Source organism: Pantoea sp. GbtcB22 (assembly GCF_019091025.1).
Lineage (GTDB): Bacteria > Pseudomonadota > Gammaproteobacteria > Enterobacterales > Enterobacteriaceae > Pantoea > Pantoea leporis.
This window is the reverse complement of record NZ_JAGXKB010000001.1, coordinates 251,059-276,076: the sequence shown is the minus strand read 5'-3', so window position 1 is coordinate 276,076 and position 25,018 is coordinate 251,059. Positions and strand designations below refer to the sequence as shown.

The window sequence follows — 25,018 nt, the reverse complement described above, 5'->3', positions numbered from 1 at the left end:
AACAGCAAGAGCGCCATCTGGCGCCCTTTTTTCTGTCTATCCGACTACTTCAGGTATTCACCGCTACGCAGCGCTTCGATACGTTTATCGAGCGGCGGATGCGACATGAACAGCTCGCTCAACGATTTATTTTTACCGTTGATGCAGAATGCCATCATGCTGCTTGGCTCCTGCGGCTCGTAGCTGGTTTTCAGACGCTGCAGTGCGGCAATCATCTTCTCGCGGCCAACCAGTTTGGCAGAACCCGCATCGGCGTGGAATTCACGGTGACGTGAGAACCACATGGTGATAATGCTAGCGAGGAAGCCGAACAGCAGTTCTAACACCATCGAGACCGCGAAATACACCATCGGATTTCCGTTGCTGCTCTCTTCACCGTCGCGGTTACCCGACAGGAAGCCGGAAGCGATCTGCGCCAAAATGCGCGAGATGAAGATGACAAAGGTGTTCACCACACCCTGAATCAGCGTCATGGTGATCATGTCACCATTGGCGATATGGGCGATTTCGTGCGCCAGCACCGCTTCCGCTTCATCACGGCTCATGTTTTGCAACAGGCCGGTGGAAACAGCGACCAGCGACGCGTCTCGGCGTGCGCCTGTCGCAAAGGCGTTAATGTCGGGCGCGTGATAAATCGCCACCTGCGGCATCGCAATGCCAGCCTGTTGTGCCTGGCGGCCGACGGTATCCATCAGCCAGCGTTCCGTCTCATTACGCGGTTGTTCAATGACTTCACCGCCAACGGATCGTAACGCCATCCATTTAGACATCAGCAGTGAAACAAACGCACCGCCAAAGCCAAACAGACCTGCCATAATCATCAGACCCATAACACTGCTTGACTGGATTCCTGTCAGACTCAAAATCAGTCCGAATACCAACATCACCGCCAGGTTGGTGAGCAGGAAAAGAGCAATACGCATCATAAACGTTAATCTTCCTCAGTTGTGCACGCGCATATGCGCGGATATCTATCCTATGGTCATCGCCGCGCATTTCAAGCAACCTTAATCTTTAAGTGCCTAAAAAGACATAACTTTACATTAGGTAGTGAAGTGCGAAGTTCACTGCGTTAGTAAGGCTTAACAACAATTTTAGCGTAAAAAAAAGCACCGCCGAAGCGGTGCTATTTCACAAGCCAGACGGTTACTTCGCGGTTGCGGCAGCAGGCTGAGATTTCTCCAGCTGCGCCATATCGTTAGCGATTTTCACCGTTTCATCCAGATACGGATCCGGCTCTTTATAGTCTTTCGGCAGATCTTCGATGCTCTTCAGCGGCGCTTTACCTTCCGCCTGATAGCGCGCGTTAATGCGCTCCAGACGCAGTGCATCATCTTCGCGGTTCTCTTTCTCACGCTGGGCAAGATTGAGCGACACGATATTACGCTTGTCTTTCATCGCATCGAAACGCGCAATATCTTTCATGATGTACTGGAACTCGCGATCTTTAGCGATGCGATCGGCGTGCTCTTTGGTCAGCTGCGGTACCAGCGGCGCGATATCGCCGGTTTTGGTGTAGCTTGCCGCATTCACACTGTCCCAAGGCAGCGCGTTGTCCTCGAACTTCTCGCCGGTTTCTGCCGCTTCAACGCCGGTTGGCATCAGCAGATCTGGCGTTACGCCTTTACGCTGCGTGCTGCCACCGTTAATGCGGTAGAACTTCTGAATGGTGTACTGTACAGAACCCAGCGCTGGCCACTCTGGACGCAGCATCTGATCGTAGATACGGTTCAGCGAACGATACTGTTGCACGGTGCCTTTACCGAAGGTCGGCTCACCGACAATCAGCGCACGGCCGTAATCCTGCATCGCCGCAGCGAAGATCTCAGAAGCCGAAGCACTGAAGCGATCGACCAGCACCACCAGCGGACCTTTGTAATACACTATGCCGTCGTTATCGCTGTCTTCACGCACGCGGCCATTGTTATCACGCACCTGCACCACCGGACCGCTTGGAATAAACAGGCCCGAAAGTGAAACGGCTTCGGTCAAAGCGCCACCGCCGTTGGTACGCAGATCGATCACTACGCTGTCGACGTTTTGCTTCTGCAGTTTCTGCAGCTGCACCTTCACATCGTCAGTCAGGCCAACGTAGAAGCCAGGAATGTCGAGCACGCCAACTTTCTGTTTGCCGACGTTATGCACGGTGCCTTTTACCGCGCGATCTTCCAGACGGATTTTTTCACGCGTCAGCGTCACGGTACGGGTTTTGGTGCCCTTGCCAGCAGGCAGGATTTCCAGGCGTACTTTGCTGCCTTTCGGTCCTTTGATTTTTGAAACCACATCATCCAGACGCCAGCCAATCACATCTTCCATCGGTTTGCCCGGCTGAGCGACACCGACAATGCGGTCGCCCACGCTGATCGCTTTGCTCTTCGCCGCCGGACCACCTGCGACCATCGAGTTGATCACCGTGTAATCGTCATCCATCTGCAGCACTGCGCCGATACCTTCCAGCGACAGGCTCATTTCGGTGTTGAATTGCTCGGTGTTGCGCGGCGAAAGATAGTTAGTGTGCGGGTCGATTTCATGCGCGAACGCAGTCATCGCCAGCTGGAACACATCTTCACTGTTGCTTTGCGCCAGACGACGGATGGCAAAGTTGTAACGCTTGGTCAGCGTTTCGCGGATCTCTTTCTCATCTTTACCGGCCAGTTTCAGGCTCAGTTCGTCATATTTAACTTTGGCATCCCACAGCGCGTTGAGCTCATCAACGCTCTTTGGCCATGGCGATTTTGCCCGGTCAATGTCAATGGTGTCATTGCCGGTGAAATTCATTGGGCGATTCAGCACGCTCAGCGCATATTGATAGCGCTCAAAGCGGCGTTTCTGCGCCAGATTGTAGAGATCGTAAAACACATCCAGCTTACCGCTGCGGAACTCATCACCCACGGTGGTTTTCTTATCGGCGAATTGCGCGATATCCGATGCCAGCAGCACGTTATGGCTGTAGTCGAGCAGATTCAGGTAGCGATCAAAAATTTTCGCGGAAAAGTCCTGATTCAAATCGAACTGACGATAGTGAGAGCGCGTGAAACGCGAGGTAACGCGTTCGCTGACGGTGGGATGCTGTGGCTCTTCGTGTAGCTGGGGAATCTGGTCGGCGCGGGTAATATTATCTGCACCAAAGGTGGGGCCTGCTAAAAGCAGGCCCGCGATCATACCGATCTTTAAAATGTTGTTCATGCCAGGGTCAGCCTCCGTTTCAGAACTGCAAATGTTCTGCGCGCACAATCATAGCCATGCCGGAAGCGAGCTGAACCCGAACGCCATCTTTAGTAATTTCAAGAATGGTAGCGTCCATTGCACCTTTGCCTGCAGTCACTTTGATGTTCTGGCCGGGCTGCAACGTTGAGGTATCAGTGACAGGTTTGGCCCGCGGTGGCTGCGGTGCGGCTGCACGCTCAGTCGCGGCCGCACGCGGCGCCTGAGGACGTGGCTTACGCGCGGCATCACCTTCGGCAGCTTTACGCGGAGCAGGCTTGCGCGGACGACGTTCAGCGGTCTCTTCACCGGCTTCACGCTTCTTCGCTTTCTGCTGATCGCGCTGCGCCTGAACGCGGGCTTTCGCTTCTTCCAGTTGCTTGCGCGCATGTTCTACGTGTTGCTCATCCAGCACGCCACAGGCGTTGCCATCGAGATCGACACGAATGGCACCCGCTTTGATGCCATAAAGATAACGCCAGCTAGAGGTATAAAGACGTAAGGCAGAACGCAGTTGCGTCTTGCTCAGGCTCAGTTCGCCTTGAACACGCTCGACCAGATCTTGAAAAATGCCGATTTTGAGCGGACGCGCCTCGCCTTCGGCGCTAAAGCATTGCGGAAAACGTTCCGCCAAAAAGGCGATGACTTCTTTACTGCTATTCAACTTAGGTTGATTTTCCATGAAATTTCCTGATTACAACGGATTTGCCGACCAGAGCAGGCATGAACAGGCGACATTATAATGACAACATCGCCAAATGCTATGTGATCCAGTCGATTAGCTGTGCGTCAGCTGAATAAATTTTACGATGTCGCTGCCCGCCAGCACTTCACAAAGCCCGTCGGTAAGGGCCATCAGCCCCGCTTCGTCCTCGCTATCGAAGCGAGAATAAACCGTACTATCAATGTCTAAAACACCCACGAGGGTGCCATTTACTTTCAGAGGAATCACGATTTCGGCATTACTGGCGGCGTCACACGCGATATGGCCAGGGAACGCGTGCACGTCTTCCACCAATTGCACTTTGTCCTCGGCTACCGCGGTTCCACACACGCCTTTGCCAACCGGAATACGTACGCAGGCGATTTTGCCCTGGAACGGGCCCAGCACCAGCGTGTTCGGTTCCGTCAGTAAATAGAATCCAGCCCAGTTCACGCCTTCCAGGCGTTCGAAAAGCAGTGCACTGCAATTGCCGAGCGCGGCCAGGAACGAGGTTTCACCCGCCAACAGGGCGCGGACATCGCGATTCAAATCCTCGTAAAAAGCTTTTTTGTTCATTGTTCAACCATAACTCGTCACTGGGGTGACCTTGTTGTCACTCAGTTGTTAAAATAAGCACTAATAATCCAGGCGCAGAAGGTGAATCATTCTGTTAGTTACTATACCCTTAGCAGTCGGTGGATAAGCGTATTCTGGTACCACCGAATATTGCAGGCAACTTTGCGCTACTCAGCATGCCGGTAACCGTAACGAACGATGGGCACTTGCGTCACCTATGAAAATTCACGCTATCAGCCAGACGTTGCCCCACGCACGTTATCAGCGTTGTCCGCAATGCGATACCCTTTTTTCCTTACCGGATGTGAAATCGCATCAGACAGCCTATTGCCCGCGCTGCCATGCACAAATTCAGAGCGGTCGTGACTGGTCGATGACGCGACTCACCGCCATGGCGGTGGTCATGATCGTGTTGATGCCGTTCGCCTTTAGCTTGCCGTTAGTTGATATTCGCCTGCTGGGCATGCGTATTAACGCTAGCCTGCTGGAGGGCGTAATCCAAATGACGCAGCAAGGCAACATCCTTACCGCTTCAATGGTGGCGTTTTGCACCATTGGCGCGCCGGTTACGCTGGTCATCGGCATTCTCTATTTGTGGGTGGGCAACGCGCTCGGAATGAACCTGCGCCCGGTCCTGCTGATGATGGACAAGCTCAAAGAGTGGGTGATGCTGGATATCTATCTGGTCGGCGTGGCGGTGGCATCGATCAAAGTGCAGGATTACGCCTCACTGGAAGTGGGCTACGGTTTAGTGGCCTATATTGCGCTGACGGTGCTGAGCCTGCTGACGCTGATCCACCTGAACGTCGAGCAACTGTGGGAACACTATTATCCGCAAGCGATGCCCACCTCCCCGCCTGAAGAGTGGCAAGTGTGCCTGAATTGCCATCAAACCGGTGTAGCCGATGAGCGTGGGCGCTGCACGCGTTGCCACACGCCGCTTGACTACCGCCGACGCCACAGTTTGCAGAAATCCTGGGCGGCGCTCATCGCCTCGATTGTGCTGCTGATCCCCGCCAATTTGCTGCCGATTTCGGTGGTCTATGTTAATGGCGCACGCCGTGAAGACACCATCTTCTCCGGCATTCTGGGACTGGCATCGGGCAATATACCGGTGGCCGCGGTGGTGTTTATCGCCAGCATTCTGGTGCCCTTTACCAAAGTGTTAGTGATGTTGACTCTGTTACTCAGCATTCACTTTAAATGCGAACAGGGCTTAAAAACCCGCATTCGCCTGCTGCGCGCCGTCACCTGGGTGGGCCGCTGGTCGATGCTGGATCTGTTCGTCATTGCTGTAACCATGTCGCTGGTCAATCGTGATCAGCTGCTGGCTTTCACCATGGGACCGGCCGCCTTCTATTTTGGTGCCGCCGTTGTCCTGACCATTATGGCTGTAGAGTGGCTTGATAGCCGCCTGATCTGGGATGCACATGCAACAGGAAACGCCGACTACACCGACTAGCGCTAATCTGCGCAACAAGCGCAAGATTTCGCCGTTCTGGTTATTGCCCATTATCGCCCTGCTGATTGCCGGCTGGCTGCTGTGGACCAACTATCAGGAACGCGGTACGACGATCACCATAAACTTCCAGACTGCCGACGGGATTGTGCCAGGCCGCACGCCGATTCGTTATCAGGGCGTGGAAGTGGGTACGGTGCAAGGCATTGTGCTGAGTGATGACTATCGCAGCATCCAGATTAAAGCCAGCATCAAAAGCGACATGCGCGATGCACTGCGTGAAGACACTCAGTTCTGGCTGGTGACGCCGAAAGCCTCATTAGCGGGCGTCTCCGGGCTTGATGCGCTGGTCGGCGGTAACTACATCGGCATGATGCCGGGTAAAGGTAAAGAGAGCGATCACTTCACCGCACTCGATACCCAACCAAAGTATCGCGTTAATACCGGCGAACTGTTGATCCACCTGCGCGCGCCCGACCTCGGCTCGCTCAACACCGGTTCGCTGGTTTATTACCGCAAAATTCCGGTGGGTCGCGTTTACGATTACAGCCTCAACAACAGCACCGACGGCGTTACCATTGATGTGCTAATTGAGCGCCGCTTTATCAATCTGGTGAAAAAGCAGAGCCGCTTCTGGAATGTTTCCGGCGTTGATGCGGATGTTAGCCTGAGCGGTGCCAAAGTGAAGCTGGAAAGCCTGGCCGCGTTAGTGAATGGCGCGATTGCCTTCGATTCACCCAATGACGGCGAGCAAGCTCAGGTGGATGCCAACTACCAGCTCTATCCGGATTTGGCGCGCAGTCAGCGCGGCGTGCAAGTGAAACTGAACCTGCCGAGTGGCGATAACCTAAAAGCCGATAGCACACCGCTGATGTACCAGGGACTGGAAGTCGGCACCTTAACCAAACTCAACCTGCTGGATGGCGGCAAAGTCACCGGCGAGCTGACGGTCGACCCTTCAGTAACCGGTTTGATGCGCAGCGGGACGCGCATTGAAATGCGCACGCCGAAGATCAGCCTGACCGACACCAATCTCAGCAGCCTGTTAACCGGTAATACTTTTGAACTGGTGCCAGGCGAAGGCGAACCGCAGGATCACTTTACCGTGTTGCCAGCCAGCGAAACATTGCTGCAGAAACCTGACGTGCTGACGGTAAAACTCAGCGCGCCGGAAACCTACGGTATCGATGCCGGCCAGCCGGTGATGTTGTATGGCATGAAAATCGGTCAGGTGATTTCACGCACGCTGGATGAAAATGGCATCAGCTTTGTGGCGGCCATCGATCCGGAGCACCGTAATCTGGTGCACGCTGACAGCAAGTTTGTGGTGAATAGCCGCCTTGATGTGAAGTTTGGACTTGACGGGATGAAAGTGCTGGGCGCCAGCGCGCGCGAGTGGGTAGATGGCGGCATTCGCCTGATTCCTGGCGAGAAAGGCAATCCTTCCAGTCGTTATCCTTTATATGCGGATGCGGAACGTGCCGAAGAAGGCATCGTGGGTGAACAGCCGCCAACTACGCTGAAACTTACCGCCAAAAGCTTGCCGGATGTACAGGCCGGTTCAGTGCTGCTGTACCGCAAATTCCAGGTCGGTGAAGTGGTGGATGTAGTGCCGCGCGCGGATGCGTTTGAAATCTCGATTCATATCCGGCCGCAGTATCGCAAGTTGCTGACCAGCGAGAGTGTGTTCTGGGCCGAAGGCGGCGCCAAAGTGCAACTCAACGGCAGCGGTTTGACGGTGCAAGCGTCCCCGCTCAACCGCGCGCTCAAAGGCGCGATCAGTTTCGATAATCTCACCGGCGCGCAGGCGGCGAAAGGCGTGAAACGCGTGCTCTACTCGTCTGAAACCGCGGCGCGTGCAGTTGGCAGCCAGATTACGCTGCACACCTTCGATGCCAGCAAACTGGCGGCGGGCATGCCGATTCGCTATCTCGGCATCAATATTGGTCAGGTTGAATCACTGGCGCTGAGTTCTGATAACAATCAGGTTGTCGCCAAAGCGGTGCTTTATCCGGAATACGTGCAGGACTTCGCGCGCATCGGCAGCCGCTTCTCGGTGGTGTCGCCGGAGATTTCTGCGGCGGGCGTTAACCATATCGAAACGCTGCTGCAGCCTTATCTCAACGTCGATCCGGGCAAAGGTTCGCCGGCGCGCACCTTTGAACTGCAGGAAAGCACCATCACCGATTCACGCTACCTGAACGGCTTGACGATATATGTCGATGCCGCTGACGCGGGATCGCTGTCGGTGGGCACGCCAGTGCTGTTCCGGGGCGTTGAAGTGGGCACCGTCACCGGAACGTCGCTGGGCAATATGGCGGATCGCGTGCAGATCGCGCTGCGTATCAGCAAAAAGTACCAGCATCTGGTGCGCAACAATTCGGTGTTCTGGCTGGCTTCCGGCTATAACTTCGATTTCGGTCTGATAGGCGGCGTGTTGAAAACCGGCACCTTCCAGCAGTTCATTCGCGGCGGCGTACAGTTTGCCACACCGCCGACGGTGCCATTAGCACCGCAGGCCGGCGCCAACAAACACTTCCTGCTACAGGATGAAGCGCCGAAAGCGTGGCGCGACTGGGGCACGGCGATTCCGGACCCTCATTAACCTTAAGCAAATCGGGCAGCCTGGCTGCCCGATTCTTTTTCGCGTGTTACACTTCGCGCTCATTTCGTTTCCCGGTAGATGCCCGTGTCCGATCGCTTTCCCGAAGATTTCCTCGCGCTGATGCGCGCCAGCCTTGCTGACGACGCCGAACTGCAGCGCTTTCTCGCCATTAGCCAGCAACCGCTGCGTCGCAGCTTACGCGTCAACACCTTAAAAATTAGCGTGGATGATTTCCTCGCCCGCACCGCCGACTATGGCTGGCGCTTATCGCCCATTCCGTGGTGCGCCGAAGGGTTTTGGATCGAGCGTGACGACGAATCGCTGCCGCTGGGTAGCGTGGCGGAGCATCTGAGCGGACTGTTTTACATTCAGGAAGCCAGCTCGATGCTGCCGGTTACCGCGCTGTTTGACGCCGCACCTGATGCGCGTCAGGTGATGGATGTGGCTGCTGCGCCCGGTTCTAAAACCACCCAGATGGCCGCGCTGATGCGCAATGAAGGCGCCATTCTGGCGAATGAATACTCGGCCAGCCGCGTCAAAGTACTGCACGCTAACATCAGCCGCTGTGGCGTCAGCAATGTTGCGCTGACCCATTTTGATGGCCGTGTGTTTGGCGCCGCACTGCCGGAGCTTTTCGATGCCATTCTGCTCGATGCGCCCTGCTCTGGCGAAGGCGTGGTGCGCAAAGATGCTGATGCGTTGCGTAACTGGACGCTGGCCAGCACCGAAGCGATTGCGGAAACCCAACGCGATCTGCTCGACAGCGCTTTCCATGCCTTACAGCCAGGCGGCACGCTGATTTACTCTACCTGCACACTGAATCAAATCGAGAATCAGCAGGTGATTCATTGGTTGCAGCAGCGTTATCCCGACGCGGTTGAAATCGTGCCGCTGAACGGTTTATTCGACGGAGCCGATCAGGCGTTAACCGCCGAAGGTTTCCTGCACGTATTCCCGCAGATTTTCGATAGTGAAGGTTTCTTCGTTGCGCGTCTGCGTAAAACCGCCAGCATTCCCGCGCTGCCAACGCCAACCTACAAAGTCGGCAAACTGCCCTTCTCTCCGGCCAGCCGCAAGCTGAGCGCCGAAGTGCAACAGGCCGCGGCCAAAGTCGGCTTGCAGTGGGATGGCAACCACACGCTGTGGCAGCGCGATAAAGAGCTGTGGCTGTTCCCGGCGGCGTTGGAGGGTTGGCTGGGTAAAGTGCGCTTCTCGCGCATCGGCCTCAAGTTGGCCGAAACCTTTCCGAAAGGCTATCGCTGGCAGCATGAAGCGGTCGTGGCGTTGACGCAGCCGGGCAGCGCGCTGGATTTCGAACTCACCGATGCAGAAGCGGAAACCTGGTATCGCGGTCAGGATATTCATCCGGACACGTTGCCCAGCCGGGATGAGGTGATCGTCACTTACCAGCAGCAGCCGCTGGGATTGGCGAAGAAAGTGGGCAATCGGATTAAAAACAGTTATCCGCGTGAACTGGTGCGCGACGGACGTCTGTTCCGCTAAGCGTTACTGCAACTGCACCAGAGTAAGACGATTGCCGAAGACCGCGCCGGTATCGATATAATGCTGATTCGCCACATTAAGCGGTTGTTCTAACGGCGTGTGGCCGAAGTAGAAATCACTGGCGCCATCGATGTGGGCTGAACTGCCGCGTTGATGGCGTCCCAGTCGATCGCGACTCCACACCACTTGCTGCCAGTCAACCTCTTGCCCTAACGCATAATGACTGGCGGGATAATCGGCGTGGGCAATCACCACCACGCGATCGCCGAAATCCAGATGCAGAATCAACGGTAACTCAGCACAGCGCTTTAACGCATGGCGCGCAGCGATCAACGCTGCGCCTTTGAGTTGCCAGAACCACTCGCCGCCGTTCATCATCCACAAGGTTTGGTCGCGCCCATCCAGCGCAGCGAGCGCCATCTGCTCATGATTGCCGCGCACGCAGCGAAACCAGGGCTCCTGCATCAGCGCTAAACAGCCGGGGCTGTCCGGGCCACGATCGATTAAATCGCCCACCGACAGCAGTAGATCCTGCTGCTTATCAAAATCCCGCTTGAGCAGTTGCGCATCGAGTTGGGCGCGGCAACCGTGCAGATCGCCAACCACCCAAATATTTCGCCACATTTGCGCGTTCACCTTTTGGTAAAGCATGTAATCTTCCCCGGTTGACTGGAAGTTTAGTGAGCCCGGCTTAAAGTATAGTCCGGCAACGTTAGCCAGCGGAGGGAACAGCATGAGCGGACGGAAGCAATTCATTGGTGTATTAATCGTTATTTTCATCGGTAGCTTGCTGCTGCTGGAATCACTCGCTCGTCTGGTACATCTGTTATTTGTGGGATAATTACGCGACTTTACATTCCACGCTAAACGCCTAAACTCCTTTGCGCATCATATAAAGGAGCCTGTATGAGCCAGAGTATTTACGACAACCCCACTTTTTTTGCCGGTTACGCCACCTTGCCACGTTCCGTTAAGGGATTAGACGGCGCGCCAGAGTGGCCCGCACTGCGTGCGCTACTACCCGACCTGCATGATAAACGTATTCTCGATCTCGGCTGCGGTTACGGCTGGTTTTGCCGCTACGCGCAGCAGCAAGGCGCGCGTGAGGTGCTGGGTCTGGACGTTTCCGAGAAGATGTTAGCGCAAGCCGCCACCATGACGCAGGGAACCGGGATTCGCTATCAGCGCGCCGATTTTGAATCGCTGCAACTGAACGAATCCTATGATCTCGCCTACAGTTCGCTGGCGCTGCACTACCTCAGCAATATTGACGCACTCTTCGCAACCGTGTTTGAGGCGCTAACGCCGGGCGGCGCGCTGGTGTTTTCCTGTGAGCATCCGATTTACACTGCACCTACTCAACAGCAGTGGATTGTGGATGAACAGCAGCAGCGCAGCTGGCCAGTTAATCATTACCAGCAGGAAGGGGAACGCATCAGCAACTGGTTTGCCGATGGCGTGAAGAAGCAACATCACAAGCTGGCAACCTGGATCAATGCGTTAATTGGCGCAGGATTTGAGATCGTGCATCTTGATGAATGGGGCCCGAGCGAAGAGATGGTTGCACTCAATCCCGCGCTGGCGGAAGAACGCGATCGCCCGATGATGTTCTTGCTGGCCGCGCGTAAACCGCTCTGAATATTCTCGTGGCGGCAGAATGCTGCCACGTCGTTATTCCATCTATCGCCATTCTTAATTATCAGCCAGATTGGTCGCCTGTCTTGGGCGAATTCCTTCTCTGAGCCGCTGACCGTGACTGATTGCATTTTTAATTTTCGTCCTCATCTCGATATACACTATCGCTATAAACCGGCTTCAGTAGACAATCAGCATTTATTGATTGTGATGTCAGGGTTTAACCTTCCTGATCCCACCATCTACGATTTCACCCTTTTGGAGCATACTCAATCGGCGGTGTTGTGGATCAAGGATGATTTCAACGGCTTGCCCGCTTACTATCTGTGCAACAATATGAATTTTGAAATTGAGCATGGGGTAAGCCAGCTTATTCGCTCGGTAATTGAGCTGACAACACCCTCAAACGTTTCCATAGTTGGCGCCTCAAAAGGTGGCAGCGCGGCGCTCTATTTCGGTGTTAGGCATAATATTAAAAATATCATTACTGCCGTACCACAGTTTTATCTCGGGGATTATGCAGCCACAATGTGGCCGAATGTGGGTGACGCAATGATGGGATCGACAACCCCCGCAGCCATCTCGCTATTAAATAAGCTTTTGCCGAACGCTATTCGACGCGATCGCCAAACGGACAAGAATATTTACCTATTTACTGCTCTCGCTGATTATCAGCGTGAACAGGAGATTCTGCCTCACCTGGAGTTGCTTGAAAAATATCAAAACTTCAATTTGATCGAATCAGCATCGCCTTGCATCACTCACCATAATGAAGTCACGCGATATAATCTTAATCTCATCCTCGCTCTAATTTATCAGTTAGAACAGGAGATTATCCCACGCTGGGGGCACATCCGTAACGGTAGTCGCTGGGACACTGTACAGAAATGATCCCAGCAAATATTGCTCGTTACAGCGTTCAATGCTTTAGCGAGTAATTAAAAATATCGCCACTAAGAAGAAGGCTAATAAACCCGCGAAAGTCATTGTTCCAATACGCGGCGTTTTTGCCCGCCCAACGACCACACCAATAAAGATACAAAGCAGAGTTAACGTGCCAATCATTACCCAAAGAAGATATTGTGTGTTTGCCATGAAGGATCCTTATTAACCGGCAATAAAACAGATGCGCCAAGTTTATACCATTTTTCATGCATGCTGGCTGCAGCTATTTGACCGCAAAATTGTCGGGGTAGATGCTCAGAAGGCTAATTATTAAGTTGCACCGTGCGCGCAACGCACTGATTGCAGTTTCTGTAACTGCTCCAGGCGCGCCTTCACTTTGCTGTTAGCGCTGGCCTTTGCAAGGCCGTTACCGATACCAAAATCCCCGACGAATCCCAATACCGTTAGCGCATCAAACTCGCCGGTTTTATCAATCTGCTGCTTAACGCTTTGGCTTTTAGCGATCTCCTGATTCAGTGCTGCACAGTCATAGGTTTGCGCTTCGGCATCGCTCACTTTGGCGGACTGCGGATACTGTTTCAATGCGCAACCACTCAGCAGCAAGGCGATCAGGATAACGGGCTTGTGCATCTGGCAATATTCTCTCTATGACGGTAATTTATTTCGTAATAAGAGAAAAAGTAGCATGTGGGTAAGATGGTAAACGTGGGAATAAGTGAAGATATGCGGGGGTATTTAAAATAAAAAAGCACTGCCTGAGCAGTGCTAATGATTCTGATATCAGGCAATTGCCTGATAAGCCCTGATAATTATCAGGGCAGAATATCCGCTATTACGCAGTTTTCAACACAATCATTGATGATTTGCAGAAAATACATTTAGCGCCATGTGGGTTCATTTTTGTAATATCGAACGCGGAGGTGCGATATTGTGAACTCTGGCAATGCGGACATCTTAAACGATGATAAATGCGAATAATTACAGACCTAATACATTTGTTGCAGACGGACCTTTTGGACCATCTTCAACTGAAAACTCAACACGCTGACCTTCATCAAGTGAGCGATAATCAGTGCCCTGAATGGCTGAGAAGTGGACGAAAACGTCCTTGCTGCCATTTTCAGGAGAAATAAAGCCGAAGCCTTTTTCTGAGTTGAACCATTTTACCGTTCCAAGAATTTTATTAGACATAATTTTTACCTTTTAAATGAGCCTATTGGCGTAAGGGCCGAGTTGCAGATACGAATCAGAACTTAGGATAAGACTCAAAGAGAAAGGGCTTGAAGCGGCACTAACCGGGATGAGAAATACAATGGGAACTAACCTTCTAACTGTCTGCTATTCAGACCGACGACGCATTAACGCATTTATCTTACCAGGTAGCAAGGTAAAAAAATTTTTATTTCATATAAAAAAGAAAAACAGAAAATAGAAAAACCCACCGAAGTGGGTTTAATCATCAATCAGGCTGCTTGTCGCCCGACTCCGGTGCCAGACTCTCATCGTCTTTTTCATGCTCATCCGGCTTCACCTTAGTATCTTCTTCAAGCTCATCCGCTTCGATCGGTCTATCAGACATAAATCCTCCTGAGTTGCTTAGAGAATTAAGTGTAGATGCCAGCATAAAGGTAAGCCTAACGCGTGCAGACAATTCATTATTATGCAGATAAAAAAAGACCCAATACGATTCCTGTATCGGGTCCAGGGAAATGGCTCTTTGGGAGCCGTGCGCTAAAAGTTGGCATTTTTGCAGGCGAGGACGCCTTGCCATTTAAAGGTAGACCAGGATTGCTGGTTTTCCAGCCAATCATGCGGTTTGGTTGCGAAAGGTGACAACTCTGTGATCGTGGTGACAGAACGAGGAAGCAAGCGTAGCGGCAGAATTGTGCGCTACGCCTGAGAATATAGGGATTACTTACCGCACAGTTGCTGCGCGCGGTCGATGATCGGTTGCAGACTCATTTTCTGGCCTGGATGGGCTTTATCAACAGCGACAATGGTGTCGATCGATTGCAGCGTGCCCTGCCCGGCCGTTTTGCGCGCAAAGGCTTTATCGTTGAGCGGATACTGCAACAAAGTGCCCGGGTTAATCGCAAACAGCGCGCCGTCTTTCTCGCAGGTCAACATCACCTCTTCGCGGGTGAAGGGCCATTTGTCTTTTCCAATCTCAAAACGGCTAACGGTGATAATCTGTGCCGCCATCGCCTGGCTGCACAGCGCCATCAATACACAAGCTGGAATCAGTTTCTTCAGCAAAATATCGACCTCATTTCATCTTCTTGAATGTCACATTCAGGCCGGTGACAGCGTGGCAAACACGCTCACCAACCCAATTACAATAATGGCCAGCAGCAGCTCAAGCTGCGTCAGGCGAATAAACAGATGCGCTGCGTTACTGGCCGCCAGGCGAAAGCGCGGCACCAGCAGATAGCGATTGGTCAGCGCAATAGCGATCATCAGCATGACTAGCAGCACTTTCACCACCAGCAGTTCGCTCCACAGCGTGGCTTGCCAATGCAACGGCGAACCGGCAATCAGCACGCTATTAATGATGCCCGTCAGCAGCGCGAGCGCCACCGCCAGGTGACCGTAACGCGAGAAGCGCATCATGCAGCGAATCGCATCGGTGCGATAAGCGATCTGCCGCGCTTCACGCATCAGTAATAACAGCGGCAGTAATCCGCCCGCCCAGAATGCAGCCGCAATCAAATGCAGCGCGTGATTGCCTTGTTGCAGCAATCCGGGCCAGCCATCACGCATCGCGGCATGCCCAACACCGGCTAACGCCACCAACTGTAACAGGCCGCTGCACAGCAGCAGATTTTGCCGCAGTGTGCCACGCAGCAGTGGCGCTAACGTGCTCAGCAGTGCGAACGCGATTTCCCAACGCCAAACCCGGCCGAAGCGCGTGCTGAGCACCGCCTGCCAGGTTGCGCTGTCACTGACATTACGCCAGTCGCCGCTCATCAAGCCGGTTTGCGTTGCCAGCATCAACAGGGCGCTGAATAAACTCAGCAGCGCGCTGGTACGGAGAAGTAAAGCTAAACGCTGTGATAGCAGCGGACGATAGCGGCGCGGCGCCAGTAGCGCGGTATAAAAGGCGCTACCGGCGAGCAGCAGCACCGACATAAAATGCAGCGCTCGCAGTCCAATCCACAGCGTGCTCAAACTCATCAATCATTTCACGCTGAAGGTGTAGCTGCCTTTAGTTTTATGTCCATCAACGGACAGCACATGCCAGTTCACCTGGTAGTTGCCCGACGGCAGCGGCTGGCTGATCGGTACAATCAGCTGATCGTGTTGTTTATCGTTGAGTTTGGCTTTTCCAACCGCCACCGGTTGATGTTGTGCATTGAGCACATCCACGCCACTGAATGCCGCTTCAACATCCTCGGTAAAGGTCAACGTTAAATTCTGCGGGGAGGTTTCCACCACCGCTTTGTCGGCTGGGACCGGGGTTTTCAGGTGAGCGTGTGCCATAGCAACCTGGCTGAAGGCCAGCGTTGATGACGCCAGAAGTAGCGCGACGACAGCGTTGAACGCAGTTTTCTTCATGACTTCTTCCCTATTAACTGCGGCAAACCACCGCAAACGTGGCAGCAGGATACGCCGCCGATCCGCAGGTGTCGAGACTTGCGGTGCGATCCAATCCGCTTGATCCCGGGGTCCGAAACCATTACTTTTGCCCCTGTTTATCAGGAGAAAAGCATGAGCCAAAACCTTGCCCTGCTCTCGCAGGAAGAGAAAGACAAAGTCAATGTCGATCTGGCCGCCGCGGGCGTTGCATTCAAAGAGCGCTACAATATGCCGGTGATTGCCGAAATGGTGGAGCGCGAGCAGCCTGAAGCGCTGCGTGACTGGTTTCGTCAGCGCTTAATGAACTATCGCCAGGCTTCGCTTAGCCTGGCGCGCCTGCCCTACGAACCGAAGCAGAAGTAATTTATGTTACGTGTAATTGATACCGAAACCTGCGGCCTGCAGGGTGGCGTGGTGGAAGTGGCGTCGGTGGATGTCATTGATGGTCAGATCGTCAATCCGATGAGCGACTTAATCTGCCCGGATCGCCCCATCAGTCGTCAGGCGATGGCGGTACATCGCATTACGGAAGCGATGGTGATGGGAAAACCCACTATCGAAGAAGCGATTGGCCGCTATCACGGCAGTCCGCATTACGTGGCGCACAACGCCAGTTTTGATCGCCGCATGTTGCCCACTATGCCGGGCGAATGGATCTGCACCATGACGCTGGCGCGGCAGCTGTGGCCAGGGATCAAATATGGCAATCAGGCGCTGCGCCACAGCCTGAAGCTGGATGTCACGCCACCGGCCGAACTGCATGCGCACCGCGCGTTGTATGACTGCTACGTCACCGCTGCGCTGCTGATCCGCATTATGGAAACCTCCGGCTGGAACGCCGAGCAGATGGCGAATTTGTGCCAGCCCGCGCCCGTAAGCGGCGATGTGTTCCCGTTCGGCAAATATCGCGGTCAGAGTATTGGCAGTATCGCGCGTAAAGATCCCGGCTATCTGCGTTGGGTGCTGGAAAATGTGCGTGATTTGCGCCCACCGTTACGGCAGGCGCTGCGCAAGTATGTGAAGAGCGATCAGTAATCGACGCGGTCTGGCAAGCTGCCCTGCGCCAGGCCAATCAGGAAAGTGAACTCCTGCGCCACCCCTTCATACGCTTTGAAGCGGCCCGATTTACCGCCGTGGCCAGAATCCATCTCGGTGCAAAGTAACAGCAGCGAATCATTGGTTTTCAGCTCACGCAGTTTCGCCACCCACTTAGCCGGTTCCCAATACTGCACCTGCGAATCGTGCAAACCGGTGGTAACCAGCAAATGCGGATAGGCTTTGGCCTCGATGTTGTCATACGGACTGTATTGGCGAATGGTGTGATAGAACTCCGCCTGTTCGGGATTGCCCCACTCATCGTACTCGCCGGTGGTCAGCGGAATTGTCGGATCGAGCATCGTCGTCACCACATCGACAAATGGCACCTGCGCCACCACGCCATGGAACAGCTCCGGCGCCATGTTCACCACGCCGCCCATCAGTAATCCGCCGGCGCTGCCGCCCATCGCGTAGAGCTGCTGGCGATGACCATAACCCTTCGCCACCAGCGCTTCGGTGACATCAATAAAGTCGGTGAAGCTGTTGATTTTATTCTTCAGGCGGCCACCGTCATACCATTGCTGGCCGAGCTCGCCGCCGCCGCGCACGTGAATTATCGCGTAGACGAAGCCGCGCTCCAGCAAGCTGATGCGGCTGGTGCCAAAGCTGGCATCCATGCTGCTGCCGTAAGCGCCGTAACCGTACACCAGCAACGGATTGTTGCCGCGCTGGAAATGCTTGCGGTGATAGACCAGCGAAACCGGAACCTCTGTGCCATCACGCACCGTGATCCACAGATGCTCACTTTTGTAATCCTCCGATTTGAAGCCCGGCACCGGCGTGCGCTTCAGTACGCGACGATCGCCGGTTTCCATGTTCAGTTCAAACAAGGTGGTCGGCGTGGTCATGGAAGAGTAGCCGTAGCGCAAGGTGTCGCTTTCTGGCGAAGGATTGTAGGCAAGCCAGGTGACATAGGCGGGATCGTCGAAGGCGATACCAAAGCTTTCGCCGCTCTCCCAGTTTATCTGCCGCAAGGTGTTTACGCCGTGCTGACGCTCTTCGACTACCAGCCAATGACGAAACAGCTGAAAATCTTCCAGCACCACATTGTCACGCGCCGGGATCAGCGGTTGCCAGCGTGCTTCCGCCAGCCACGCGCTGCGATAAAGCCCGAAATTTTTGCCATCGCGATTTGAGCGGATATAGAACTGATGATTGTAGTGATCGATGCTGTATTCGTGGTCGCGGCGACGTGGACAAAAGGCTTGCGGCTGCGCATCCGGATATTCGGCGTCGATCAGCAAAATCTCGCTGGTGTTGGTGCTGTACAACGCAATCAGAATGAAGTGCTCGGAGGTGGTTTTATGCACGCTGAGGTGAAAAGAGTCATCCTTCTCTTCATACACCAGCTGATCGTCAGATTGCGGATGGCCCAGCTCATGGCGCCACACCTGATACGCCAGCAGCGTTTTCGGATGCTTACGCACGTAATAGAGCGTGCGGGAATCGTTGGCCCAGGCAACGCTGGATGACGCATTGGTCAGCACTTCCGGATACCAGCTACCGCTCTGCAAATTACGGAAGCGAATGCCGTATTGGCGGCGCGACAGGAAGTCTTCCGCTAAGGCCATCACCTGATTGTCCGGTGTAATCGCCAGCGCGCCCATGGTATAAAAATCACTGTGCGCAGCCCGCTGGTTTCCATCCAGCAATAGCTGCCAGGGCTCATCAGCTGGCGCGTCAACGGGCTGCCGGAAATAAGCCGGATACTCGTTGCCCACTTCATAGCGGCTTTGATAGCGATAACCGTTTTTAACATAGGGCACCGAGTGATCCTGCGGTGGAATGCGGTCAACGATCTCTTTCAGCACCCGTTCCTGCAGCGGATTCTGCGACGCCATCATCGCACGGCCGTAATCATTTTCGGCGTGCAGATGGGCCAGCACCTCTGGATTCTCGCGGTCGTCATCACGTAACCAGTGATAATTATCGATGCGCGTTTCACCGTGCAGCTTCATGACATGGGGAATTTTTTTCGCGTGTGGCTGATTCATTAGGCTCTTCTCCCTGAAGGACAACATTCAGCAAGCGTGGCACTAATCACGCACGATGCCAAGCTACACGCAGCATCACTTTACGCAGGGTAAGCAAAAGATGAAAAGCGAAGGCTGCAGATGCAACCTTCGCACGGAATTAAGCAGCTTTTTCCGCGTCGATATCGCGCTGGATACCGTCGCGCACATCCTGGGGGATTTTCAGCGCATCGCCAAGCGCGGAGAGATAGCTACGCTCCATAAAGTGGTCGACATCAATGGCTGCACAGCTGAGGAAATAGAGTTCCAGCGCCTCTTCTTCGTTTTTAACGTCAGCGGCCAGCCAGTTAGGATCGAGCGGGCGATTCATCGCCTGCTGAATCAGCGCTTCGGCTTGTGCGCCGTAGCCGGCCTGCTGGATATTTTGCTCAATGGCGGCACGCTCTTGATCGTCAATGTGACCATCACTTTTCGCCGCGAACACCAGCGCCGTGACTAAACGCTCTGCGCGTTGATCCATCGGCGTTTGCAGCTGGCCAAAGCCCGCATCGTCCTGATGGGTTTCACGTATGCGCTGTTTGTATTTGTTCCACAATAGCGCGCCCGCCGCCGCGCCGCCGCCCAATAGCAAGGCTTTGCCGCCATATTTGGTCAGCAGCTTACGCGTGGATTTACTGCCTACCAGCAATCCCGCCAGCCCGCCCAATGCGCCCGGGGCCAGCATGTCACTTAAACCGCCCGATTTTCCGTCTCCACCCTTTTTCGCCAGCACCGATTGAATTTGCTGCAGCCAATTGCTCATCGTTTAACTCCTGTTTACTTTTCCGTTCTCCATGCTGCCGCAGGCTGTGTCAGTTAACGTCAGAGCGGGAAAAGTATGGCAAACCTCATCGCGGCGAAAGCGTGAGTACGCAAACGTTTTCGTTTATACTGCGCGCGCATTTTGACTGCTAAGGTGAAATTATGACGACTCTCGGAACCGCGCTGCGCCCTGCCGCTACGCGTGTCATGCTGTTAGGTTCAGGCGAATTAGGCAAAGAAGTGGCACTTGAGTGCCAGCGTCTTGGTGTGGAAGTGATCGCGGTGGATCGTTACGCCGATGCTCCGGCGATGCACGTGGCGCATCGCAGCTATGTGATCAACATGCTGGACGGCGACGCGCTGGCCGCGCTGATTGCCGAGGAAAAGCCGCACTTCGTGGTACCAGAAATTGAAGCCATTGCCACCGAAAAACTGCTGGAGCTGGAAGCGCAAGGTCAGAAAGTGGTGCCGACCGCACGCGCCGCACGTCTGACCATGAACCGCGAAGGCATTCGCCGTCTGGCGGCGGAAGAGTTGTCCTTACCAACCTCGACTTACCAGTTTGCTGACAGCAAAGAGAATTTTGTGGCTGCGGCTGAGGCGATTGGATTCCCGTGCATCGTTAAGCCGGTGATGAGCTCATCCGGTAAAGGCCAGAGCTTTATTCGCGAAGCCAGCCAGCTGGAAAAAGCCTGGGATTATGCGCAGCAAGGCGGACGTGCCGGTGCGGGCCGCGTGATCGTTGAAGGCGTGGTGAAGTTTGATTTCGAAATCACCCTGCTGACCATCAGCGCAGTAGATGGCATTCACTTCTGCGCGCCGATTGGTCATCGTCAGGAAGATGGCGATTATCGTGAATCATGGCAGCCGCAGCAGATGAGTGAACTGGCGCTGCAACGCGCGCAGGATATCGCCGCTAACGTGGTAAAAGCGCTCGGTGGATACGGCCTGTTTGGCGTGGAGCTGTTCGTGTGCGGTGATGAAGTGGTGTTCAGCGAAGTGTCACCGCGTCCGCATGATACCGGCATGGTCACGCTGATTTCGCAGGATCTGTCCGAGTTCGCGCTGCATGTGCGCGCTTTCCTCGGCCTGCCGATTGGCGGCATTCGTCAATACGGTCCCGCTGCGTCGGCAGTGATTTTGCCTGAGCTGAACAGCCAGAACGTCGTGTTCGGGAATATCGAAGCCGCGCTGGGCGCCGGATTGCAGCTGCGCCTGTTTGGTAAGCCGGAAATCGCCGGTCAGCGCCGTTTAGGCGTGGCTTTGGCAACCGGTGAAAACACCGATGACGCTATCGCGCGCGCCGTGGCGAGTGCGGCCGCGGTACAAGTCGAAGGTTAAGTAAGATTAAGTGGTCGCCATCAATGGCGACCAATTCATAAACTTATGCGCGTGCCCCTTCAACCGCTTCACGCGCCAGACGCGTAATACGATCCCAGTCACCGCTTTCCAACGCATCATTCGGTACTAGCCACGAACCGCCAATGCACAGCACGCTTTTCAGCGCCAGATAGTCTCGATAGTTGGCTGGCGAGATGCCGCCAGTTGGACAGAAACGCACCTGCGGGAACGGACCGCCAATCGCGGATAATGCTTTCACGCCACCATTGGCTTCCGCCGGGAAGAATTTGAACTCCCGCAAGCCGTAATCCATGCCGGTCATCAGTTCTGAAACCGTGCTGATACCTGGAATCAATGGCACCGGACCTTCAACCGCGGCTTTCAGCAGCGATTCCGTCAACCCTGGGCTGATGACAAACTGCGCACCGGCGTCAGTGACTTCTTTCAGTTGCTGGGTGTTGATCACCGTGCCCGCACCGACAATCGCTTCCGGTACTTCTTTAATCATTGCACGCAGTGCGTCCATCGCCACCGGGGTACGCAGCGTCACTTCCAGCACGCGCAAACCGCCAGCCACCAGCGCTTTCGCCATCGGCACCGCGTGTTCCAGCTTGTTCACCACGATGACCGGCACGACCGGGCCAGTTTTCAGGATCTGTTCAGCACTTGTTTTCCAGTTCTTCATCACGTTTCCTTGGTTGCATCAGCCCGGCGTTTGGCCACGCTGTCAATTATTGGGCTCTACCATACAAGATCGGCTGGAGCGGCGTCCATTGGATATCAGAATTTTTTGAAACTCTGGTTCACTTTTCAGAAAAATGAATTCTGGACGTAAAAAAGCCCGCACATTTGGCGGGCTCAATATTAGGTTTCTATTCGAACTCGTTCCAGGAACGGCCATCGCGAGTAATCATCGCGACAGAGGCAACCGGTCCCCATGTTCCCGCCTGATACGGCTTCGGCGCTTCGGCATCGGCGCTCCAGGCATCAATGATCGAATCCACCCAGCCCCACGCTGCTTCAACTTCATCACGACGCACAAACAGCGCCTGAATACCGCGCATGGTTTCCAGCAGCAGACGCTCGTAAGCATCGGCCAGATGCGACTGGTTGAAGGTTTCGGAGTAGCTCAAATCCAGCTTGGTGGTCTGCAGTTTATGCTTGTGGTCAAGTCCCGGCACTTTGTTCAGTATTTCGATATCCACGCCTTCGTCCGGCTGCAGACGAATGGTCAGCTTGTTCTGCGGCAGTTCAGCGTACGAATCCTTAAACAGGTTCATCTCAGGATTCTTGAAATACACCACCACTTCAGAGCATTTGGTTGGCAAGCGCTTGCCGGTACGCAGATAGAACGGCACACCAGCCCAACGCCAGTTATCGATATCCACGCGAATAGCAACAAAGCTTTCCGTGGCGCTCTGCTTGTTAGCGCCCTCTTCTTCCAGATAACCAGGCACTTTCTTGCCCTGCACAAAGCCGGCGGTGTACTGACCGCGTACGGTTTTCTCGCGCACGTTGGTTTGATCGATACGACGCAGTGAGCGCAGCACTTTCACTTTCTCATCACGAATCGCATCCGCGCTCAGATCGGACGGCGGCGACATGGCAATCATGGTGAGGATCTGCAACAGGTGGTTCTGAATCATGTCACGCATCTGGCCGGCTTTGTCGAAGTAACCCCAACGGCCTTCGATGCCCACCTCTTCTGCCACGGTGATCTGCACGTGATCGATAGTGCGATTATCCCAGTTGTTGACGAAGATGGAGTTGGCAAAACGCAGCGCCAGCAGGTTGAGCACCGTCTCTTTACCGAGATAGTGGTCAATACGGAAAACCTGGCCTTCTTCGAAGTATTTGCCGACGCTGTCATTGATCTCTTGTGAGGTTTCCAATGAGGTGCCGAGCGGCTTTTCCATTACTACGCGTGCCGGTTTGGCGTTCAGCTTGGCGGCGCCCAGACCGTCGCAAATCGCGCCAAAGGTGCTTGGCGGCATGGCGAAGTAGTTAATGGTGACGCGGTTTTTCTGGTCAAGCATTTTGCCCAGTTTGGTGAAATGCGAGGTGTCATTTACGTCGAGGTTACAGAAGTCGAGACGGCTGCTAAGGGTATCCCACAGCGCTTCATCGATCTTCTCTTTCATGAAGGTTTCCAGCGCTTCACGTACCACTTTGGTATACGCGGCTTTATCCCAATCCGCGCGACCCACGCCAATAATGCGAGTGGTTTCATGAATCTGACCGGCTTTTTCCAGCTGATACAGTGATGGCAACAGTTTACGGCGCGCGAGATCGCCTTTGGCACCGAAAATCACCAGATCGCATGCCTGGGCTGTTTGTGTAACCGCCATTTTCCTCTCCTCGTTGCAGGATATACCCGGCTTGAGCGTTCTCATCACGCCAGGTCCTTATTGTAATTTTCTTACAGCACAATGTACGTTTTTAGCGGGTTTAGGACAACCCGAACGCAGTGTTTTGCTGGCGTTAACTGTGAACGTAATAAAGGTGTTAAGTGTGTTGTAGCGTGCCATTTGAGCACATTTTCTGTTTCGATATTTGTCGTGGCAAAACACGTCAGCGATCAAAGTATCGCAAAAAAATCGCGTTTACATTTGTCCTCCGCTGCGTGCGAGGGGCTATTACACGGTATATTCTTGTGAATTGGCAGCGATTTCATTGATTGATGAACGCGAAAAAGTGATTGACGCTCATTAGGTTAAACCATGCTGGAACAGATTCAGGCGCAACTCGATGCGTTAAGCAAATCAGAACGTAAAGTCGCAGAGCAGATTCTTGCCGCGCCGCAACAGGCGATGCACTCCAGCATCGCCACGCTGGCACGCGCCGCTGACGTCAGCGAACCGACGGTGAATCGCTTCTGCCATCGTATGGGCACGCGCGGCTTCCCTGACTTCAAATTGCAGCTCGCGCAGAGCCTGGTCAAAAGCCCGAACTGGGTGAGTCGCGATGTGGAAGAAAATGACAGTGTGGAAAGCTACAGCCACAAAATCTTTGATTCCGCGTTAGCGGGCCTCAGCCGCGTCCGCCAGCAACTCGATTCTCAGGTGATTCGTCAGGCGGTTCAGGCGCTGTCAAAGGCGCATAAAATTGCCTTTTTTGGCCTTGGTGCCTCCGCCGTGGTGGCACATGACGCCACCAATAAATTTTTGCGATTTAATCTGCCGGTCATCTGGTCAGAGGATATTGTGATCCAGCGCATGAGTTGCATAAATAGTGGTCCAAACGATGTGTTTGTTCTCATCTCACATACTGGTCGCACCAAAAATATGGTAGAACTGGCTCGCCTGGCGCGTGTAAACGCTTCCACTGTGCTGGCTATCACTTCTTCGGGTTCCCCGCTGGCGGCGGAAGCCACGCTGGCTTTGACGCTCGACGTACCCGAAGATACCGATATCTACCTGCCAATGGTTTCCCGCCTCGCACAATTGACCGTGATTGATGTTCTGGCGACAGGGTTTACCCTTGAGCGCGGCGCTGCTTTCCGTGAAAATTTGAAACGGGTGAAAGAAGCGCTGAAAGATTCACGCCTGGAGAAACAGGCGCAGGAAAATAATTAACATCACATTCACAATGTGAGTCGAATCACAGCCCATCGATCATATAGAATAGATGAACACTAC

At 54.1% G+C, this 25,018-nt stretch carries 25 protein-coding genes; 9 read left to right on the top strand and 16 right to left on the bottom strand.

Annotated elements, in window-relative coordinates; all coding sequences use genetic code 11:
* Positions 1-44 precede the first annotated feature (44 nt).
* From htpX to KVT28_RS01290, 4 genes are all read right to left on the bottom strand, one after another.
* Positions 45-926 (bottom strand): protease HtpX, encoded by an 882-nt coding sequence (gene htpX / locus KVT28_RS01305; RefSeq protein WP_101764183.1) that lies wholly within the window; start codon positions 924-926, stop codon positions 45-47.
* Positions 927-1,146: 220 nt separating this feature from the next.
* Positions 1,147-3,186, bottom strand: a complete 2,040-nt coding sequence (gene prc, locus KVT28_RS01300) for a carboxy terminal-processing peptidase (protein WP_101764182.1) — start codon at positions 3,184-3,186, stop codon at positions 1,147-1,149.
* A gap of 19 nt (positions 3,187-3,205) precedes the next feature.
* A complete protein-coding gene (gene proQ / locus KVT28_RS01295; protein WP_110866294.1) occupies positions 3,206-3,886 on the bottom strand; it encodes an RNA chaperone ProQ in 681 nt (226 codons plus the stop codon).
* Between the two features lie 96 nt (positions 3,887-3,982).
* Positions 3,983-4,483: a GAF domain-containing protein gene (locus KVT28_RS01290; RefSeq protein ID WP_101764180.1), complete on the bottom strand. Its 501-nt coding sequence runs from the start codon at positions 4,481-4,483 to the stop codon at positions 3,983-3,985.
* A gap of 217 nt (positions 4,484-4,700) precedes the next feature.
* On the opposite strand from KVT28_RS01290, the gene yebS reads away from it, so the two are divergent.
* The 3 genes from yebS to rsmF all read left to right on the top strand — a co-directional run bounded on the left by yebS (position 4,701) and on the right by rsmF (position 10,050).
* Positions 4,701-5,945, top strand: coding sequence for a membrane integrity lipid transport subunit YebS (gene yebS / locus KVT28_RS01285; protein WP_137385925.1), 1,245 nt, complete (start codon positions 4,701-4,703; stop codon positions 5,943-5,945).
* Positions 5,914-8,547, top strand: a complete 2,634-nt coding sequence (locus tag KVT28_RS01280) for a PqiB family protein (protein ID WP_217546456.1) — start codon at positions 5,914-5,916, stop codon at positions 8,545-8,547. The genes yebS and KVT28_RS01280 overlap by 32 nt, the downstream gene beginning before the upstream one ends.
* Positions 8,548-8,625: 78 nt before the next feature.
* A complete protein-coding gene (gene rsmF / locus KVT28_RS01275; RefSeq protein WP_217546454.1) occupies positions 8,626-10,050 on the top strand; it encodes a 16S rRNA (cytosine(1407)-C(5))-methyltransferase RsmF in 1,425 nt (474 codons plus the stop codon).
* Positions 10,051-10,053: 3 nt separating this feature from the next.
* On the opposite strand, the gene KVT28_RS01270 is transcribed toward rsmF, so the two are convergent.
* On the bottom strand, positions 10,054-10,701 hold the full coding sequence (locus KVT28_RS01270; RefSeq protein WP_217546451.1) for a metallophosphoesterase: 648 nt from the start codon (positions 10,699-10,701) through the stop codon (positions 10,054-10,056).
* 255 nt (positions 10,702-10,956) lie between these two features.
* On the opposite strand from KVT28_RS01270, the gene KVT28_RS01265 reads away from it, so the two are divergent.
* Both KVT28_RS01265 and KVT28_RS01260 read left to right on the top strand, forming a co-directional pair.
* Positions 10,957-11,688, top strand: a complete 732-nt coding sequence (locus KVT28_RS01265; RefSeq protein WP_217546449.1) for a trans-aconitate 2-methyltransferase — start codon at positions 10,957-10,959, stop codon at positions 11,686-11,688.
* A 114-nt stretch (positions 11,689-11,802) separates the two neighbouring features.
* Positions 11,803-12,576, top strand: coding sequence for a hypothetical protein (locus tag KVT28_RS01260; protein WP_101764175.1), 774 nt, complete (start codon positions 11,803-11,805; stop codon positions 12,574-12,576).
* A 36-nt stretch (positions 12,577-12,612) separates the two neighbouring features.
* On the opposite strand, the gene KVT28_RS01255 is transcribed toward KVT28_RS01260, so the two are convergent.
* From KVT28_RS01255 to copC, 7 genes are all read right to left on the bottom strand, one after another.
* Positions 12,613-12,780 (bottom strand): hypothetical protein, encoded by a 168-nt coding sequence (locus KVT28_RS01255; RefSeq protein ID WP_167391209.1) that lies wholly within the window; start codon positions 12,778-12,780, stop codon positions 12,613-12,615.
* A 120-nt stretch (positions 12,781-12,900) separates the two neighbouring features.
* Positions 12,901-13,221, bottom strand: coding sequence for a hypothetical protein (locus KVT28_RS01250; protein ID WP_110866299.1), 321 nt, complete (start codon positions 13,219-13,221; stop codon positions 12,901-12,903).
* 202 nt (positions 13,222-13,423) lie between these two features.
* A complete protein-coding gene (locus tag KVT28_RS27725; RefSeq protein WP_110866453.1) occupies positions 13,424-13,567 on the bottom strand; it encodes a cold-shock protein in 144 nt (47 codons plus the stop codon).
* A gap of 2 nt (positions 13,568-13,569) precedes the next feature.
* Positions 13,570-13,782 (bottom strand): cold-shock protein, encoded by a 213-nt coding sequence (locus KVT28_RS01245; RefSeq protein ID WP_007889586.1) that lies wholly within the window; start codon positions 13,780-13,782, stop codon positions 13,570-13,572.
* Between the two features lie 720 nt (positions 13,783-14,502).
* Positions 14,503-14,850 (bottom strand): YebY family protein, encoded by a 348-nt coding sequence (locus KVT28_RS01240; RefSeq protein ID WP_061718597.1) that lies wholly within the window; start codon positions 14,848-14,850, stop codon positions 14,503-14,505.
* Between the two features lie 33 nt (positions 14,851-14,883).
* Positions 14,884-15,765 (bottom strand): copper homeostasis membrane protein CopD, encoded by an 882-nt coding sequence (copD, locus tag KVT28_RS01235; RefSeq protein WP_217546446.1) that lies wholly within the window; start codon positions 15,763-15,765, stop codon positions 14,884-14,886.
* A 3-nt stretch (positions 15,766-15,768) separates the two neighbouring features.
* On the bottom strand, positions 15,769-16,146 hold the full coding sequence (gene copC / locus KVT28_RS01230) for a copper homeostasis periplasmic binding protein CopC (protein WP_101764170.1): 378 nt from the start codon (positions 16,144-16,146) through the stop codon (positions 15,769-15,771).
* Positions 16,147-16,299: 153 nt separating this feature from the next.
* On the opposite strand from copC, the gene KVT28_RS01225 reads away from it, so the two are divergent.
* On the top strand, positions 16,300-16,530 hold the full coding sequence (locus KVT28_RS01225; protein WP_217546444.1) for a DNA polymerase III subunit theta: 231 nt from the start codon (positions 16,300-16,302) through the stop codon (positions 16,528-16,530).
* Between the two features lie 3 nt (positions 16,531-16,533).
* Positions 16,534-17,202, top strand: coding sequence for an exodeoxyribonuclease X (exoX, locus tag KVT28_RS01220; protein WP_101764169.1), 669 nt, complete (start codon positions 16,534-16,536; stop codon positions 17,200-17,202).
* Here the strand turns inward: exoX and KVT28_RS01215 are convergent.
* Together KVT28_RS01215 and KVT28_RS01210 are read right to left on the bottom strand one after the other, a co-directional pair.
* Positions 17,196-19,259, bottom strand: a complete 2,064-nt coding sequence (locus KVT28_RS01215; RefSeq protein ID WP_217546442.1) for a S9 family peptidase — start codon at positions 19,257-19,259, stop codon at positions 17,196-17,198. The two genes, exoX and KVT28_RS01215, sit on opposite strands and share 7 nt — an antisense overlap.
* Before the next feature lie 139 nt (positions 19,260-19,398).
* On the bottom strand, positions 19,399-20,040 hold the full coding sequence (locus KVT28_RS01210; RefSeq protein ID WP_137385935.1) for a tellurite resistance TerB family protein: 642 nt from the start codon (positions 20,038-20,040) through the stop codon (positions 19,399-19,401).
* Positions 20,041-20,201: 161 nt separating this feature from the next.
* Between KVT28_RS01210 and purT the strand changes: the two genes are divergently transcribed.
* The gene (gene purT, locus KVT28_RS01205) at positions 20,202-21,380 is read left to right on the top strand and encodes a formate-dependent phosphoribosylglycinamide formyltransferase (RefSeq protein ID WP_110866306.1); all 1,179 of its coding nucleotides are present in this window, start codon (positions 20,202-20,204) and stop codon (positions 21,378-21,380) included.
* Positions 21,381-21,423: 43 nt separating this feature from the next.
* On the opposite strand, the gene KVT28_RS01200 is transcribed toward purT, so the two are convergent.
* Together KVT28_RS01200 and zwf are read right to left on the bottom strand one after the other, a co-directional pair.
* Entirely contained in the window at positions 21,424-22,065 is a 642-nt protein-coding gene (locus KVT28_RS01200) for a bifunctional 4-hydroxy-2-oxoglutarate aldolase/2-dehydro-3-deoxy-phosphogluconate aldolase (protein ID WP_217546440.1), read from the bottom strand.
* 187 nt (positions 22,066-22,252) lie between these two features.
* Positions 22,253-23,728 (bottom strand): glucose-6-phosphate dehydrogenase, encoded by a 1,476-nt coding sequence (gene zwf, locus KVT28_RS01195; protein WP_064738913.1) that lies wholly within the window; start codon positions 23,726-23,728, stop codon positions 22,253-22,255.
* 372 nt (positions 23,729-24,100) lie between these two features.
* Between zwf and KVT28_RS01190 the strand changes: the two genes are divergently transcribed.
* Entirely contained in the window at positions 24,101-24,955 is an 855-nt protein-coding gene (locus KVT28_RS01190) for a MurR/RpiR family transcriptional regulator (protein ID WP_217546437.1), read from the top strand.
* Positions 24,956-25,018: the final 63 nt, after the last annotated feature.

Excerpts from the sequence above, each read along its gene's own strand:
- htpX (WP_101764183.1), bottom strand. The coding sequence starts at position 926 with ATGATGCGTATTGCTCTTTTCCTGCTCACCAACCTGGCGGTGATGTTG.
- prc (WP_101764182.1), bottom strand. The coding sequence starts at position 3,186 with ATGAACAACATTTTAAAGATCGGTATGATCGCGGGCCTGCTTTTAGCA.
- proQ (WP_110866294.1), bottom strand. The coding sequence starts at position 3,886 with ATGGAAAATCAACCTAAGTTGAATAGCAGTAAAGAAGTCATCGCCTTT.
- KVT28_RS01290 (WP_101764180.1), bottom strand. The coding sequence starts at position 4,483 with ATGAACAAAAAAGCTTTTTACGAGGATTTGAATCGCGATGTCCGCGCC.
- yebS (WP_137385925.1), top strand. The coding sequence starts at position 4,701 with ATGAAAATTCACGCTATCAGCCAGACGTTGCCCCACGCACGTTATCAG.
- KVT28_RS01280 (WP_217546456.1), top strand. The coding sequence starts at position 5,914 with ATGCAACAGGAAACGCCGACTACACCGACTAGCGCTAATCTGCGCAAC.
- rsmF (WP_217546454.1), top strand. The coding sequence starts at position 8,626 with ATGCCCGTGTCCGATCGCTTTCCCGAAGATTTCCTCGCGCTGATGCGC.
- KVT28_RS01270 (WP_217546451.1), bottom strand. The coding sequence starts at position 10,701 with ATGCTTTACCAAAAGGTGAACGCGCAAATGTGGCGAAATATTTGGGTG.
- KVT28_RS01265 (WP_217546449.1), top strand. The coding sequence starts at position 10,957 with ATGAGCCAGAGTATTTACGACAACCCCACTTTTTTTGCCGGTTACGCC.
- KVT28_RS01255 (WP_167391209.1), bottom strand. The coding sequence starts at position 12,780 with ATGGCAAACACACAATATCTTCTTTGGGTAATGATTGGCACGTTAACT.
- KVT28_RS01250 (WP_110866299.1), bottom strand. The coding sequence starts at position 13,221 with ATGCACAAGCCCGTTATCCTGATCGCCTTGCTGCTGAGTGGTTGCGCA.
- KVT28_RS01245 (WP_007889586.1), bottom strand. The coding sequence starts at position 13,782 with ATGTCTAATAAAATTCTTGGAACGGTAAAATGGTTCAACTCAGAAAAA.
- copD (WP_217546446.1), bottom strand. The coding sequence starts at position 15,765 with ATGAGTTTGAGCACGCTGTGGATTGGACTGCGAGCGCTGCATTTTATG.
- copC (WP_101764170.1), bottom strand. The coding sequence starts at position 16,146 with ATGAAGAAAACTGCGTTCAACGCTGTCGTCGCGCTACTTCTGGCGTCA.
- KVT28_RS01225 (WP_217546444.1), top strand. The coding sequence starts at position 16,300 with ATGAGCCAAAACCTTGCCCTGCTCTCGCAGGAAGAGAAAGACAAAGTC.
- exoX (WP_101764169.1), top strand. The coding sequence starts at position 16,534 with ATGTTACGTGTAATTGATACCGAAACCTGCGGCCTGCAGGGTGGCGTG.
- KVT28_RS01215 (WP_217546442.1), bottom strand. The coding sequence starts at position 19,259 with ATGAATCAGCCACACGCGAAAAAAATTCCCCATGTCATGAAGCTGCAC.
- KVT28_RS01210 (WP_137385935.1), bottom strand. The coding sequence starts at position 20,040 with ATGAGCAATTGGCTGCAGCAAATTCAATCGGTGCTGGCGAAAAAGGGT.
- purT (WP_110866306.1), top strand. The coding sequence starts at position 20,202 with ATGACGACTCTCGGAACCGCGCTGCGCCCTGCCGCTACGCGTGTCATG.
- KVT28_RS01200 (WP_217546440.1), bottom strand. The coding sequence starts at position 22,065 with ATGAAGAACTGGAAAACAAGTGCTGAACAGATCCTGAAAACTGGCCCG.
- zwf (WP_064738913.1), bottom strand. The coding sequence starts at position 23,728 with ATGGCGGTTACACAAACAGCCCAGGCATGCGATCTGGTGATTTTCGGT.
- KVT28_RS01190 (WP_217546437.1), top strand. The coding sequence starts at position 24,101 with ATGCTGGAACAGATTCAGGCGCAACTCGATGCGTTAAGCAAATCAGAA.